Source organism: Paenibacillus xylanilyticus (genome assembly GCF_009664365.1).
Taxonomy (GTDB): Bacteria; Bacillota; Bacilli; order Paenibacillales; family Paenibacillaceae; genus Paenibacillus; species Paenibacillus xylanilyticus_A.
The window spans coordinates 1,487,948-1,502,065 of the sequence record NZ_CP044310.1 but is presented as its reverse complement, the minus strand read 5'-3'; the positions used below and the strand labels follow the sequence as shown (position 1 = coordinate 1,502,065).

At 48.7% G+C, this 14,118-nt stretch carries 15 protein-coding genes, 1 tRNA gene and 1 riboswitch; of the genes, 8 read left to right on the top strand and 8 right to left on the bottom strand.

Annotation, left to right across the window (positions count from 1 at the left end; all coding sequences use genetic code 11):
- Positions 1–127: 127 nt before the first annotated feature.
- Positions 128–1,423, top strand: a complete 1,296-nt coding sequence (locus F4V51_RS06650) for an Nramp family divalent metal transporter (protein ID WP_153980589.1) — start codon at positions 128–130, stop codon at positions 1,421–1,423.
- A gap of 164 nt (positions 1,424–1,587) precedes the next feature.
- Here the strand turns inward: F4V51_RS06650 and F4V51_RS06645 are convergent, their stop codons facing one another.
- On the bottom strand, positions 1,588–2,271 hold the full coding sequence (locus F4V51_RS06645; protein ID WP_162009909.1) for an HAD family hydrolase: 684 nt from the start codon (positions 2,269–2,271) through the stop codon (positions 1,588–1,590).
- 170 nt (positions 2,272–2,441) lie between these two features.
- Positions 2,442–2,837, bottom strand: coding sequence for a hypothetical protein (locus tag F4V51_RS06640; protein WP_095289178.1), 396 nt, complete (start codon positions 2,835–2,837; stop codon positions 2,442–2,444).
- A 118-nt stretch (positions 2,838–2,955) separates the two neighbouring features.
- Positions 2,956–3,128, bottom strand: a riboswitch (cyclic di-AMP (ydaO/yuaA leader).
- Positions 3,129–3,496: 368 nt separating this feature from the next.
- Between F4V51_RS06640 and F4V51_RS06635 the strand changes: the two genes are divergently transcribed.
- Positions 3,497–3,973: a glutathione peroxidase gene (locus tag F4V51_RS06635; protein ID WP_095289177.1), complete on the top strand. Its 477-nt coding sequence runs from the start codon at positions 3,497–3,499 to the stop codon at positions 3,971–3,973.
- A 139-nt stretch (positions 3,974–4,112) separates the two neighbouring features.
- On the opposite strand, the gene F4V51_RS06630 is transcribed toward F4V51_RS06635, so the two are convergent.
- Positions 4,113–4,195: transfer RNA gene (locus F4V51_RS06630), tRNA-Leu, on the bottom strand.
- A 424-nt stretch (positions 4,196–4,619) separates the two neighbouring features.
- Between F4V51_RS06630 and F4V51_RS06625 the strand changes: the two genes are divergently transcribed.
- From F4V51_RS06625 to F4V51_RS06615, 3 genes are all read left to right on the top strand, one after another.
- Positions 4,620–5,321: an urease accessory protein UreF gene (locus F4V51_RS06625; protein WP_162009908.1), complete on the top strand. Its 702-nt coding sequence runs from the start codon at positions 4,620–4,622 to the stop codon at positions 5,319–5,321.
- A 258-nt stretch (positions 5,322–5,579) separates the two neighbouring features.
- The gene (locus F4V51_RS06620; RefSeq protein WP_095289174.1) at positions 5,580–5,783 is read left to right on the top strand and encodes a Rha family transcriptional regulator; all 204 of its coding nucleotides are present in this window, start codon (positions 5,580–5,582) and stop codon (positions 5,781–5,783) included.
- A 57-nt stretch (positions 5,784–5,840) separates the two neighbouring features.
- Complete coding sequence (locus F4V51_RS06615) at positions 5,841–6,497, top strand: nitrogen regulation protein NR(II) (RefSeq protein ID WP_153977361.1); 657 nt, start codon at positions 5,841–5,843, stop codon at positions 6,495–6,497.
- A gap of 35 nt (positions 6,498–6,532) precedes the next feature.
- Here F4V51_RS06615 and urtE read toward each other — a convergent pair whose 3' ends face one another.
- From urtE to urtA, 5 genes are all read right to left on the bottom strand, one after another.
- The gene (urtE, locus tag F4V51_RS06610) at positions 6,533–7,228 is read right to left on the bottom strand and encodes an urea ABC transporter ATP-binding subunit UrtE (RefSeq protein ID WP_095289171.1); all 696 of its coding nucleotides are present in this window, start codon (positions 7,226–7,228) and stop codon (positions 6,533–6,535) included.
- The gene (urtD, locus tag F4V51_RS06605; RefSeq protein ID WP_153977360.1) at positions 7,206–8,015 is read right to left on the bottom strand and encodes an urea ABC transporter ATP-binding protein UrtD; all 810 of its coding nucleotides are present in this window, start codon (positions 8,013–8,015) and stop codon (positions 7,206–7,208) included. Before urtD ends, urtE begins: the two co-directional genes overlap by 23 nt.
- Positions 7,978–9,069, bottom strand: coding sequence for an urea ABC transporter permease subunit UrtC (gene urtC / locus F4V51_RS06600; RefSeq protein ID WP_397332446.1), 1,092 nt, complete (start codon positions 9,067–9,069; stop codon positions 7,978–7,980). Before urtC ends, urtD begins: the two co-directional genes overlap by 38 nt.
- 21 nt (positions 9,070–9,090) lie before the next feature.
- Entirely contained in the window at positions 9,091–9,996 is a 906-nt protein-coding gene (gene urtB / locus F4V51_RS06595; protein WP_095289165.1) for an urea ABC transporter permease subunit UrtB, read from the bottom strand.
- 147 nt (positions 9,997–10,143) lie between these two features.
- Entirely contained in the window at positions 10,144–11,394 is a 1,251-nt protein-coding gene (gene urtA / locus F4V51_RS06590) for an urea ABC transporter substrate-binding protein (protein ID WP_095360630.1), read from the bottom strand.
- A 238-nt stretch (positions 11,395–11,632) separates the two neighbouring features.
- On the opposite strand from urtA, the gene F4V51_RS06585 reads away from it, so the two are divergent.
- The 3 genes from F4V51_RS06585 to ureC are packed head-to-tail and all read left to right on the top strand — an operon-like array spanning position 11,633 to position 14,079.
- A complete protein-coding gene (locus F4V51_RS06585) occupies positions 11,633–11,956 on the top strand; it encodes an urease subunit gamma (protein ID WP_371859961.1) in 324 nt (107 codons plus the stop codon).
- Positions 11,957–11,974: 18 nt separating this feature from the next.
- Complete coding sequence (locus F4V51_RS06580; RefSeq protein ID WP_153977358.1) at positions 11,975–12,364, top strand: urease subunit beta; 390 nt, start codon at positions 11,975–11,977, stop codon at positions 12,362–12,364.
- Complete coding sequence (ureC, locus tag F4V51_RS06575) at positions 12,361–14,079, top strand: urease subunit alpha (RefSeq protein WP_153977357.1); 1,719 nt, start codon at positions 12,361–12,363, stop codon at positions 14,077–14,079. Before F4V51_RS06580 ends, ureC begins: the two co-directional genes overlap by 4 nt.
- Positions 14,080–14,118: the final 39 nt, after the last annotated feature.

Below are 14,118 nucleotides of genomic sequence, written 5' to 3'. Positions count from 1 at the left end.
AGTGAATGACCCAGGTCTTCATCATACGGAGCATCAATACGATTATTATTAAGAAGTCAGGTGAACATTTATGAGTAAAAAAAATCCATTCAGCTCTCCTTCGGCTGAACAATTGGCCGCAGCAGGCATGGCTCCCTCCCTCGGAGAAGCACACAGCTCTATGAAGGTTCCGAAAAACGCTGCCTGGTGGAAAAAATTCCTCGCCTTTGTCGGCCCAGGTTATCTGGTCGCTGTCGGCTATATGGACCCGGGTAACTGGGCAACAGATATTGCCGGGGGTTCCCAGTTCGGTTATACGCTATTATCCGTTATTTTAATCTCTAACCTTATGGCCGTCGTACTGCAGTCACTTGCAGGCAAGCTTGGTATTGTAACTGGACGGGATCTGGCTCAAGCCTGCCGCGAACGGTTCAGTATGCCGGTTGTCATTATGCTCTGGGTCTTGTGTGAATTGGCCATTGCTGCTACAGATTTGGCTGAGGTCATCGGTTCAGCAATCGCACTGAAGCTTCTATTCAACATTCCGATGTTATACGGCGTCATTATTACGGCTGTGGATGTTCTGATTATCCTTTTGCTGCAAAATAAAGGCTTCCGCGCGCTGGAAACACTGGTCATTGTACTGATGGCAACCATCGCCCTCTGCTTCGGGATTGATCTGTTTCTTGCCAAACCGGATATGGGCGGAGTGCTCACCGGCTTTGTTCCAAGTGCCGAGATACTAACGAATCCAGCGATGCTGTATATCGCCATCGGAATCATTGGAGCAACGGTTATGCCGCACAATCTGTACTTGCATTCGTCCATCGTGCAGACCCGGCAGATCGAACAGACAACTCAAGGGAAAAGAGAAGCCATTCGTTACTCCACTATGGATTCAACGATCGCTTTGACCCTGGCCCTGTTTATCAACGCTGCCATACTCATTGTGTCAGCCGCTGTATTTCACAGCGCAGGCATGACACAGGTTGCTGAGATTGCAGATGCTTATCACTTGCTCACACCTCTGCTGGGCACAACCATTGCAAGTATCCTGTTTGGTGTCGCTCTGCTGGCCTCAGGTCAGAACTCTACGCTTACAGGTACACTGTCCGGACAGATTGTTATGGAAGGTTTCCTGAACATTCGGATTCCGGCTTGGCTCCGCCGGCTCGTGACCCGATTAATTGCGATCATCCCTGCCGTTATTGTGACGGCTATCGCCGGCGAACATGGTACGGAAGAGCTGCTGATTTTGAGCCAAGTGATTCTATCCTTGCAGCTGCCTTTTGCCGTTATTCCACTTGTGATGTTTACGAGTGACAAAAAAAGCATGGGCGCATTCGCCAACAAACTGTGGCTCAAAGTCGTCTCTTGGATCATCGCTGCCGTAATTGTGGTTCTGAACGTTTATCTGATTATCCAAACCATCATGCTGTTTTAATCTATATATGCGCTAAAACCGTCTCCCTCTTACTATAGATTTATAAAAAAAGGCTGATCCCTCCTCAAGAATATACTTGAAGGGATCAGCCTTTTAGCTTTGCCGTACACTTGCCTTGTCCTTTATTTAATGACACGAAAGTCATCTTTTTTTAATTTTATCCACTAACCCTCAGAAGGCACAAGCAGTGGAATAAGCTGTTCCAACGCTTCGATGGTCCAGTCTGCACGCTCTTGGCCCTCCAGCTCAGGCTGAAATCGTCCATAGCCCTGCAAAATCCGAATCGTTCGCATCCCCAGCTTCTTGGCAGGAATGATATCGTTATCAATCCGATCCCCAATCATGACTGCTTCCTCGGGTTCACATCCCGCCTGCTTCAAAGCCACAGCATAGAGTTCCGGATCCGGCTTCGATACACCTTCTTCTGCCGAACATGCCAGTACATCCACGTACTTCCGCAGACCGTAGCTCTCCAGGCGCTCAGCTGTCCCTGGACTCTGATTGGCAATAATGCCAATTCGATAATGGTGTGACAATTCCTTCAACACCGCGTCAGCAGAAGCGAAGGGCTTCTCCAGTTCCTTCCGGAACTTCAACTTCTCCTGGATCTTCTCCCTATGACGTTCATCGCTGATCAGCGTTCGAATGGCTACCCTCATGGGCCACTGCTCATAATTTCGGTAACAGGAGGCAAATATCTCTCGCACTTCCTCTATTTTCACCGGATAACCAAGCAAGCAGGCTTCTTTTACAAACTGCCCTATAATATCATCTACCGGCTCCCATTCGTCCACCAGCGTATCTCCTACATCAAAGAACAACCATTTTAACCCCCGTACATCCGGCACGCCTATTCCTCCTTGTTAGCCATGAACGCAATCTCTACATCAGCAATGTACATTAATGCTCAAATAAAAAAGAAGACCCACCATCAAGCATGAGTCTCCTCAGAATTCCGTTTTTCCACAAGTTCAATTATAACAGGCACCTTACACCGGATCAATCGGCAGCTATCACATTAACCATTAAGCAAGAAGCCAACTTCTCCATTAAGAGAATACACAATACGGTCAGCTCCCATCCCGCGGTAAATGCCTTTGGGGTGACTCTGTTCCGTGATCACACATAGTGATTTGGAGGTCCAGGAACGGCAGATCTGCAGGTAGCGGCAGGTCAGGTTCAAACTGTTCTCGAAAATAAAAACGTTGCCTACGCTCGACTGCGGTAGAAACCACTTCTGAGCTTCAGCTGTATTCATGCGAATGACGTTCTCCACTCCGATTCTGCGGAGCTTCCGTTCTTCCCCTGCACTGTTGGTCAGAACGGCAAACGGCATTTTTTTGTACATCAACAGCTTGATAAACTTGCGGCCCGCTTCATTCGGTGCTGTTACTAAAATCATCTCATTATCCATCGTTCGTTCCTCCCTTGGCGTGAAAAGACAACAAAAAAGAAGCGTGGGGGACCAAGGCCTCCCGAACGCTTCTTGAATAACCCATGACAAAAACGCCATGAATATGCGTACGGCTTGTTGCCTCTCCCTTTAACGCTTACGAGGTTAGCTGACGGATTCGGGCGCGAGAGTCGCCCTATTTCCGGCTTGCACCGAAAAATTCACCCCATGGATCAGCTGCAATGACAGCCATTCCGATTGGTTCCCCCGTTTCCCACCCATGAATGAATGGAAACTCAGCGATTAAAACATCGTTCCTGTTTCATATATTGACCAGAGCGATATTATCGTTTGTTTCGTTGTTCATGTTAAGTTTAATTGAATTAGAAATTACGATATGAATCATACACCCGCGACATGTTAGTGTAAAGTACGATCAGATCACCGAATGGACGAATTTAAGGCATTACATATCAATGATATCGCTTACAACCTATCCATTCTCCATCCATCTCTGTGAAGCTCGCTAATTCTCGTCCTTATGAAAAACGGTTGTAATTTTAGATATCTGTAAGTCAACATAGGAATTCAGTCAATTAGTTTTGCATTATCTAATTGTAAGCAATATAATATAACTATAGGAATCATTAACCCATTATACGATATGGAGGCGACTGATCATGTCCGTTTATGACTACAAAGTCAATACCCTTCGGGGCCAGGAAGTCGAGATGTCCGATTATCGCAACAAGGTGCTGCTGATTGTTAATACGGCGAGCAAATGTGGTCTGACCCCGCAATTTGAAGGCTTACAGGAACTCTATAACAAATTCAAAGACCGACAGTTTGAAGTACTGGGCTTCCCAAGTAACCAATTCGCTCAGGAAAAGGGATCTTCCGATGATATTGCAGAGTTCTGCCAGATGAATTACGGTGTAAGCTTCCCTATGTTTGAGAAAATTGATGTCAATGGCTCAAGCGCTCATCCTCTATTCCAGCACCTGACAACAGAGGCACCGGGACTGCTCGGATCCAAAGCCATCAAGTGGAACTTTACCAAATTCCTTGTTGATCAGAACGGACGCGTTGTGAAGCGTTATGCTCCAAAAACAACTCCTGATCAAATTGAGGCTGATATTGAGAAACTTCTGAAATAGATCTACATGGAGAGGCCATCATCAACAGGGAACCAGAGAAAGTCCGGTTCTGTGTGAATGGCCTTTCTTTATGTTGTTCCAAACGCAAAAAAAAGAGGCTTTCCATATTCGGAAAACCTCTTCTTGTCGTACATTATGATGCGGTCGAGAGGACTCGAACCTCCACGGGCATACGCCCACTACCCCCTCAAGATAGCGTGTCTGCCATTCCACCACGACCGCATGTCGTAAATAATCGGCAACAAAATTGATTATACAGGATCACATTATAAAAGTAAAGCACTTTTATTAAAACTACTTTTGCACCTGTGTTTTTCCTCCAAATATCGGTTTTTATCGTCATGATCTTTTAACTGCCGCATACATTAAATTTCAAATCTTTTATACATCTTCATTTTCAATTTGAGCTCTTCATGAGAAAACATATCATATACATAACATTATTTTTATGTGGTTAACTATTTTCAGTCATATAATGTAACATTTAAATATAATTAAAACTTAAAAACAAGAAACCATTGACAGAATACGGATATTTATGTGATTATATATATCATATAATTCGGATTTTAAACATAAAAGCATTCGGAAATCAATATTAATGTTATATAATATAACATTTTACGAACATAGGAGGCGAAAGACCGTGAACCGTGGGAATAAGCTGCTCGATTATGTCAAACTGCTTGATTCCTCCATTCATGTCGGAGGTTTTACCCATTCATTTGGTATGGATGTACACATTGCTGAAGGCAGCATCCGAAATGCCGATGATCTGGAGTCCTTCATGCGCTGCCAGCTGCATCCCAGTATCGTTCGACTTGAGGGCATGGCGATTAAAGGTATCTACAGCGCAACAGATCATAATGACACATGGCGAACAGCACTCATTGACAAGTTGGTTCACGTTCAGCGGACTCCTTCTGATCAAAGGGAGCAAGCTGCTGCCATGGGTAAAAGACTGATCAAGCTGGCCCGGGCTCTCCACCCTTGGATTGAATTCAGCCAGCTCGAACACACCCTTGCCAAATACGAGTCTGTAGGCTGCCTCTCTACTGTTCACGCCTGGATTAACCACTACCTCGATATCCCCGTCGAGGAAGCGGTAATGGGTTACTTGCACTCAGCCATGAATGCATGCATAACCGAAGCTTCCAAAGTTCTCCCCATGCATAACAATACCACCCAGGAACTGCTGGTTCGCCTGGCCGCAGACCTGGAGCATGAATGGAACACCGTTAGCGCCTCCGCTGCGGATGGACCGGCACAGCCAACCTCCATGTCCATGAAATCGCTGTTCCCCAGCTTCCACATGCTTGGCGCAGGGCTGCATGCTTATCGCGCCTAATCTTACCGACTCCAAGCTCCCCTCATATTTCCCCAAACGAAAAAAGCACGCAGCAACCTCCTTGCTGACGTGCTTTTTCTTGTATGTCTATAGAACATCACGTTTTTACGTCATTATTTAATATTAATACACTATTTTTCATTGTTTCTAATTGTTACATGACGTAAATACGTATATAATGTAATGAACAGCTCGCATCTCCCACTATTATACACAGCCGAAGGCGGGTTGAAATACTTCTATGAGGGGTGAACCCTTTTGAACAAAAAGAAACCCGTAACTCCGTTCGGATGGGCCATCAAACGCCGCTTAACGGAGCTTCAGATGGACCAGAAAACGTTCTGCGAGAAGCACGACATCCCGCCGTATCGTTTATCCAATCTCATCCATGGCACACGAAAAGCCACCCGTTTCCGAAACCAGGTCGCAGACATTTTGCAAATTTCGGATGAACTTCGATGACACCACCATTACCCTGCCGTCCCGATCCTTTAACTGATTGCCAAGGAGGGCCTATTCATGAGCTTCTTTACAACCGACCTTGAAAGGTTATCCTTTCAATCCTTACGTCATCAACTCATCATCGTTGACCGCGACTGGAGAATCCGCAGCTGCAATACCGCATGGCAGAACGGACTCGGGCGATTGCATCTCTCGAAATATAAAAAATCCGACACCCACCGATCTTCTTGCGAAGCGTTTCATTATCTTCAGCTCCTGGAGATTTGGGCAGCCCAGGAAGAGGAAACGGAGAACTCATCGATTATTCAGAAGTTAGAGAAGATTCAATATCCCTTTGTTCACTGCCATACATATGACATATCCGTACAGTCTGCGAACCCGGACCTTCGATGGTTTCGACTGGAGCTTACCCCCTTGAATCAGACGGATCCTCCTTCTCCGATGGGACTAGCTCTGATCTCGCATACAGACATCACGGAACAGAAGCGAATTGAACAGCAATTGAAGCTTGCCCTATCCGAAGTGCGGACACTACGCGGACTGCTTCCCATTTGCGCTGTTTGCAAACAGATCAAGGACGAGCAGGACGTCTGGAATTCAGTCGAAGGTTATTTGGAGAGACATACCCATGCAGAATTTACACACGACATCTGTCCGGACTGCATCCGCAGATTATACCCGAAGTACTCTAATATTTTGGATAAACGCTCCTGAGCAAAGCAAAAAAAAGCAAAAAATAACCACCTCTCCTATACGGACAGGTGGTGTTCAAATTGAGACATATCCAGTTCCTCCGGCGATCCCTGCAGCGCAATTGCTCCCTTGTCCATGACATAGATAAAATCCGCAGCCCCGCGCACGAAGTCAATACTCTGCTCGACGAGCAGCACGGAAATATCGCCCTTCGCCTTGATTTGCAGAATGACCTGCCGAATATCCTCGACAATTGAAGGCTGTATGCCTTCCGTTGGTTCATCCAGCAGCAATAGTCCAGGTCTTGAGGCAAGCGCTCGTGCGAACGCAAGCTGCTGCTGCTGGCCACCACTCAAATCACCGCCCTGTCGTCCATACATGGTCGCAAGGACCGGAAACATCGCGAGCACATCTTCAGGAAACGTCTTCACCCCAGGCGCAGATGTCTCCAGACCGAGCAGCAGATTTTCCTTTACCGTGAGCTGAGGGAAAATCTCACGACCCTGAGGAACATATCCAATGCCCGCCTTGGCACGTTTGGCAGGCTCCAAAGCGGATATATCCTGCCCTTTCCAGTGGATGGCCCCCTTCCTTGTTTTGAGCAGGCCCATCAACGTTTTCATCAGCGTTGTTTTGCCGACACCATTCCGGCCCATGAGGCAGACCACCTGTCCCGGCAGGACATCCAGATTAACACCACGCAGCACATTGCTTTCCCCGTAGCCGGATTCAATTCGTTGCAGCGACAGCATGATCATCTCTCCTTTTTCCCAAGTAGACTTCGGCCACCCTGGGATCTTCCTGCACCTCAGCCATGGTACCTTCCTTCAACAGCTTGCCTTCATGCATCACGGTCACTTTTGCTGCGTACTCGCGGACAAACTCCATGTCATGCTCCACAACCACGACCGAACGTTCACGCGCTATCCCCTGTAACAACCTGCCTGTTTTATGCGTTTCCTCGTCCGTCATCCCGGCAACCGGTTCGTCCAGCAGCAACACGCGCGGTTCCTGAAGCAGCAGCATGCCAATTTCCAGCCACTGCTTCTCGCCGTGAGATAGCGCCCCAGCCCGTGTATACACGCGGTCTTGCAGTCCAATTTGCGCTATGACCTGTTCCATTGCCGTGTTGATTTTCCCAAAGCGCGGAATACCAAGAGTCCGAAGAGGTGAACGCTGATTTTCCGCCGCCAAGGCCAAATTCTCCTGTACGGTAAGACCTCCGAAGATGGATGGAGCCTGGAATTTGCGTCCCACACCCTTCCGGACGATCTGATGCTCCTTCAGACGTGTCAGCTCTGTGCCATCTTCCAGCCGCACCGTACCGGAGACGGGTTTGGTTTTTCCGCAAATGACATCCAGCATTGTCGTTTTCCCCGCACCATTGGGGCCGATCAGAAAATGCAAATCATGCTCAAGCAGCTTCAGGTTCATGCCGTTAACTGCGACGAATCCGCCAAAAGCTACGGTAATACTTTCAGCCATCAATACGGGTGAAGCTTCAGTAGACTTCAGGTTTTTCCTTACTGACAGGGACATGCACAACCTCTCCTCTCCGCTTCAGCAATCGAACGACATTTCGATAGACTCCAACGAGCCCGTGAGGCATGAACAATACTACCGTTACAAACAGCCCGCCGAGAACAAACAACCAGCCTTCAGGGTACGCCTCACTTATCCCGGTTTTGGCCGCATTCAGAACCACTGCCCCGATCACTGCCCCAATCAACGTGCCGCGACCACCCAAGGCAACCCATAACACCATTTCAATGGATGGAACAATCCCCATCATGGACGGCGAGATAATCCCCACCTGAAGAACAAACAGCATACCAGCTATTCCTGCAAGAGCCCCGGAGAGGGCAAACGTCAACGTTTTATAGCCCGCAGGATCATAACCCAGGAAACGTACCCGGTTTTCTCCATCCCGCGAAGCTTCAAGCACCTGACCAAACCGACTATTTACTATTCTTCTGCAGAGCAGGTACGTGAGCACCAAAATGGCAAGTGTAATATAGTAGAGCACAATTGTTGTTCCTGCAGAATGCAGCGTGAAGCCAAAAATGGAGTTATAGCCGGTTATACCGTTAGTCCCCCCGGTCCACTCCTGTTTGCCAATAAACAGGGTAACCGTGATTAATACAAGGGCTTGTGTCAAAATCGTAAAATACACCCCGGTAATTCGGTTGCGAAACGTAAACCACCCCAGCACAAATGCCAGCAAAGCCGGCAGAGCAATACCCAGAATTAACGCCACTGGAAATGAACGAAATGGTTCCCAAAACCACGGAAGACCTGACAACCCGCTCCACCCCATGAAATCAGGCAGGGATGTGCCGCTCGCCTGCAGTTTCAGATACATGGCCATGGCGTAACCACCAAGACCAAAGAACACCCCATGCCCCAGACTCAGAACCCCGCCGTAGCCCCAGATCAGATCCAGTCCGATGGCCAGAATAGCCAGTGCCAGGAATTTAGCGAGCAAGCTAAGCCGAAACTCGGTAGAGATCAGCGGGGCAAGACACATTAGAATCAGTACGACCGCCCAGATGATTCTCGTTTTTAAACTGCCTGACTTCAGAAGTGCTGACATCATATAACCCCCTTCTTCCTGTTAGTCGAGACTGCGGGTTCGCATGGCAACCAGCCCCCGCGGCTTCCATTGCAGAAAAGCAACGATACATACGAACACCAGCACCTTGCCGATGGAGGCAGATGTGTAGGTTTCAAACAACGTATTGAACATGCCAATCCCGAGCGCTCCGCATACCGTTCCTACCAGTTTGCCAACCCCGCCAAGAACGACAACCATAAATGCATCTACAATATAGTAGGTTCCCAGCGAAGGGCCAATTGGCCCAATGAGCGTCAGGGCACAACCCGCGATACCCGCGATTCCTGAACCAATGGCAAAGGTCATGCCATCTACCCGTCTGGTCGAAATCCCGAGACAGCCCGCCATGCTCCGGTTCTGCATGACAGCGCGCATCCGTCGTCCGGAAGAAGTGCGGTAGATGTACAGATACATACACAGCAGGACAACCGCGACAAGTGCGATGATAAAAATCCGTTTATACGGAAATACGATACCGTCAGAGATCGCAAGACCGCCGTTAAGCCAGGACGGACTGGACACCCCCACATTCGGCGCTCCGAAAATGGTACGTGCCAGCTGCTGCAGCATCATCCCCACTCCCCATGTAGCCAGCAAACTGTCCAGGGGTCTACCATATAAATGCCGGATCAAAATCACTTCAAGCAGCCAGCCGATAAGTGCTGCTACACCAAACGCGATCGGCAATGCCACGATAAAATAAACTTCGAACCACGCTGCCGGAGCATAGGAAATAAACAGATTTTGAGTCACATACGTTGCATATGCACCAATCATAATCAGCTCTCCGTGAGCCATGTTGATGACATTCATAAGACCAAACGTTACTGCAAGCCCCAGCGCAATCAATAACAGGATCGAGCTGATGCTAAGGCCATTGAACATTTGCAGAACAAACATATCCATCCCGATCACCCTTTCACATGCTAAAAGCCTCTTTCCGATCAAACACGTCACCAAGACTACGCATCAACGCTTTATCGCAATATTGGATGAGGGTGCGCTGTCCCACCCTCATCCGTAATCTAAGAAGTTTGGACATGAAGGAATTGCTTATTGATTGCTTAGGGAAGCTCCCCATTCGTAGGTTTTCAAATATGGATCTGGCTTGACAGGAGAACCGGAGTTCCACAATTCCTTGAATTGACCATCTTCCTGCACTTCTCCGATTCGGACGGTTTTGTAAATATGCTGATTCTCTCCGTCCACGGTTACTTTCCCCTCCGGAGCATCAAATTCCAATCCTTTTGCTGCTTCTCTGACCTTCTCCACATCGGTTGAACCCGCTTTTTCCACAGCTGCCTTCCAGAGGTACACTGCTACGTAACCCGCCTCAATCGGGTCAGCCGTCACCCGGTCAGCACCATATTTTTCTTTATATTTCTCAACAAATGTTTTGTTTTCTGGAGTATCTGTTGTCTGATAATAGTTCCATGAAGCCAAGTGCCCTTTCAGCACATCTGCTCCAATGCCCCGAATTTCTTCTTCCGCCACACTGACCGACAGCGTCGTCATCTGTTCTGAAGTGATTCCAGCATCCTTCAGCTGTTTGAAGAAGGCTACATTGCTGTCTCCGTTAAGCGTGTTATACACCACATCCGGCTTCGCAGCTTTGATTTTGCTTATGATGGTACTGTAGTCGGTATGGCCCAGCGGTGTATATTCCTCGCCAACCACTTCTCCGCCTTCAGCTGCCAATTGAGCCTTGATCACCTGATTGGCCGTTTTCGGGAAAACATAGTCTGAACCAAGAAGATAAAAGGTTTTGCCCCTATTCTCCAGCAACCAGGTTACAGAAGGAACAATTTGTTGGTTCGTTGTTGCACCTGTATAAAAAATATTGGGAGATGACTCCAATCCTTCATACTGCACCGGATAAAATAAAAGCCCTTTATTCTGCTCGAACACGGGGAGCATGGCCTTTCGACTCGCCGAGGTCCATCCGCCAAAAACAGCGGCCACCTTATCCTGTTGAAGCAGCTTTCCGGCCTTTTCCGCAAAAGTCGGCCAATCCGAGGCCCCATCTTCAATGACAGGCTCAATCTGTTTGCCAAGGACACCACCCGCTGCATTGATTTCTTCAATCGCAAGCATCTCGGCATCCTTGACAGACACCTCGCTTATGGCCATCGTTCCACTCAAGGAATGAAGAATGCCTACCTTGATCGTCTCATCGGACGCAGCAACTTCCCCGGTTCCACCGGAATTTGAAGTTTCAGGTGGCGTCCCACCTTCCACACATCCCGTCAAAGCAATGACCGCCCCAAGCAAAATTCCCCATAATCTGACCGACCTCTTCTTCAATAGCCTACACTCCCTTTTTTTGGTCTATTGACGAACATTAAGGTCATTTAACTCCGAAATGTTCGTTGATCCAAATTATGGAGGCTCCAACTCTTCATGTCAATAATGCTTACATAATTTTATTTTACGCCTACTTGTTTCATGCATGCTGCTAATATGTTTCAAACCTTATTGACAAAGGGTCACCCTGTGTGAGTATATTTAACATATAATATGATTCATGAAGATATATACTTTTATGGGAAAGGTCGGATGGCCCTTGCACTGGACGGAGCAGGAAAAAGAAAAACTGCTGATTACCGTAGCCGCCAATCTCGCCCGCGAACGCAGAGGACGCGGATTGAAGCTAAATGTTCCCGAAGCCATCGCTTTGTTAACCTCCGAGCTCATGGAACGAGCACGGGATGGAATGAGCGTAGCGGATTTGATGAGATATGGCGGTACAATCCTTACACGGGATGATTGTATGGAGGGAGTCCCCGATATGATTCCCGAGGTACAGGTGGAAGCTACATTCCCTGACGGGACCAAGTTGGTTACCGTGCATGAACCCATACGCTGAGAAAGGCAGGAGAATGCCATGATTCCAGGCGAATATCGATTGAAACCGGATGAGATAGTCTGTCATCCCGATCGCCAAACGATACGATTAATTGTCTTGAACCGCGGTGATCGCCCCGTGCAGGTCGGTTCTCATGTTCACTTCTATGAAGTAAATGCCGCTCTGGACTTCGACCGCACCGCAGCGTTCGGACATCGTTTGCATATCCCTGCAGGCACCGCCGTTCGTTTCGAGCCTGGGGAAGAAAAGCCAGTAGAACTCACCACTTTTGGCGGTAAACGGCAGATTTATGGATTTAACGGATTAACGGAAGGGTCGGCAGACCAGCCTCCAGATCCGCAGAAGCTCGAAGCCTTCCTGAAGGCTTTTGCCCCCACGCCATCAGAGGATGGAGGAGATCCAGCATGAAACGCATGTCTCGTGAACAATACGCTTCCATGTTCGGCCCAACAACCGGGGATGCCGTAAGACTGGCAGATACGGAGCTCTGGGCAGAGATTGAGCATGATTACGCAGTATACGGGGATGAGAGCAAATTCGGAGGCGGGAAAGTCATTCGGGACGGCATGGGCCAGTCCGCAACCGCTCTTCGCAGCCATGGCACGCCGGATACCGTCATTACAAATGCTATCATTATTGATCATTGGGGAATCGTAAAAGCAGATATTGGCATCCGTGACGGAATCATCTGTGCGATTGGCAAATCCGGTAATCCGGATACGATGGACGGAGTCGATCCACTCCTTGTGATTGGCGCTTCCACCGAAATCATCGCCGGCGAAGGCATGATTGTCACCGCAGGCGGAATCGATACCCACATTCATTTCATTTGTCCGCAGCAGATTCAAACTGCCCTGTCTTCTGGAGTAACTACCATGATTGGCGGAGGTACAGGACCAGCGACAGGCACCAAAGCAACCACCTGCACACCTGGAGCCTGGCATATCCATCGCATGCTGGAGTCCGCCGAAGCCTTTCCTATGAATATTGGTTATCTGGGTAAGGGCAATAGTTCAACCACCGCTCCACTCATTGAACAGATCGAAGCTGGTGTCATCGGCTTGAAATTGCATGAGGATTGGGGGACAACCCCAAGTGCCATTGACGCGTGCCTGACTGCCGCCGGAGAACATGATATCCAGGTAGCTATTCATACCGATACCCTGAACGAGACTGGTTTTCTGGAGAATACCCTTGCCGCCATTAACGGCCGCACAATTCACACGTATCATACGGAAGGCGCAGGCGGCGGACACGCCCCAGACATTATCCGCGCTGCCGGTGAATCGTACGTGATTCCTTCTTCAACCAACCCCACGCGTCCGTATACGCGGAATACAGTTGAAGAACACCTCGATATGTTGATGGTGTGCCACCATCTGGATCCGGCCATTCCGGAGGATGTTGCTTTTGCCGATTCCCGGATTCGCCCTGAGACCATTGCTGCAGAAGACATTCTGCACGATCTCGGTGTGTTCAGCATTATCAGTTCCGATTCCCAGGCCATGGGCCGGGTAGGCGAAGTCATCATCCGCACCTGGCAGACCGCAGACAAAATGAAAAAACAGCGCGGCAAGCTGGAATTGAATTCTGATTCCCCTTCCGACAATGACCGCATCAAAAGATATGTCGCCAAATATACGATCAATCCCGCCATCGCTCATGGCATCAGTCATATCGTCGGTTCTGTGGAAGTGGGCAAGCTAGCGGATCTGATCGTCTGGAATCCAGCCTATTTTGGGGTCAAGCCCGAAATGGTGATTAAAGGCGGTATGATCACTTTCGCTCAGATGGGTGATCCGAACGCCTCCATCCCGACACCTCAGCCCGTGTTCGGCAGACCGATGTTCGGGTCATACGGTGGAGCTATCGCCAAAGGGTCTATTACTTTCGTCTCCCAAGCTGCTGCTGATGCAGGCATCAAGGAGACACTTGGATTAAACAAGCGCGTGGAAGCCGTCAAAGGCTGCCGCGCGGTGAGCAAAAAGGATATGATCCACAACGATGTGACTCCTCACATTGAAGTGGACCCTGAGACGTATGAGGTTCGAGCCGATGGGGTACTGCTTACCTGCGAACCTGCAGATGAGCTGCCGATGGCACAGCGCTACTTCATGTTTTGACATCTAGTGATAAAAGCGAACGTTTCATTTTTTCAGGTT

Bases quoted from the DNA above. Each gene is read 5' to 3' on its own strand.
- urtE (WP_095289171.1), bottom strand. From the start codon at position 7,228: ATGCTGTCGCTGCAACGAATTGAATCCGGCTACGGGGAAAGCAATGTG.
- F4V51_RS06615 (WP_153977361.1), top strand. From the start codon at position 5,841: ATGAGCTTCTTTACAACCGACCTTGAAAGGTTATCCTTTCAATCCTTA.
- urtB (WP_095289165.1), bottom strand. From the start codon at position 9,996: ATGGATATGTTTGTTCTGCAAATGTTCAATGGCCTTAGCATCAGCTCG.
- ureC (WP_153977357.1), top strand. From the start codon at position 12,361: ATGAAACGCATGTCTCGTGAACAATACGCTTCCATGTTCGGCCCAACA.
- urtC (WP_397332446.1), bottom strand. From the start codon at position 9,069: ATGTCAGCACTTCTGAAGTCAGGCAGTTTAAAAACGAGAATCATCTGG.
- F4V51_RS06580 (WP_153977358.1), top strand. From the start codon at position 11,975: ATGATTCCAGGCGAATATCGATTGAAACCGGATGAGATAGTCTGTCAT.
- F4V51_RS06640 (WP_095289178.1), bottom strand. From the start codon at position 2,837: ATGGATAATGAGATGATTTTAGTAACAGCACCGAATGAAGCGGGCCGC.
- urtD (WP_153977360.1), bottom strand. From the start codon at position 8,015: ATGTCCCTGTCAGTAAGGAAAAACCTGAAGTCTACTGAAGCTTCACCC.
- F4V51_RS06635 (WP_095289177.1), top strand. From the start codon at position 3,497: ATGTCCGTTTATGACTACAAAGTCAATACCCTTCGGGGCCAGGAAGTC.
- F4V51_RS06585 (WP_371859961.1), top strand. From the start codon at position 11,633: ATGGGAAAGGTCGGATGGCCCTTGCACTGGACGGAGCAGGAAAAAGAA.
- F4V51_RS06650 (WP_153980589.1), top strand. From the start codon at position 128: ATGGCTCCCTCCCTCGGAGAAGCACACAGCTCTATGAAGGTTCCGAAA.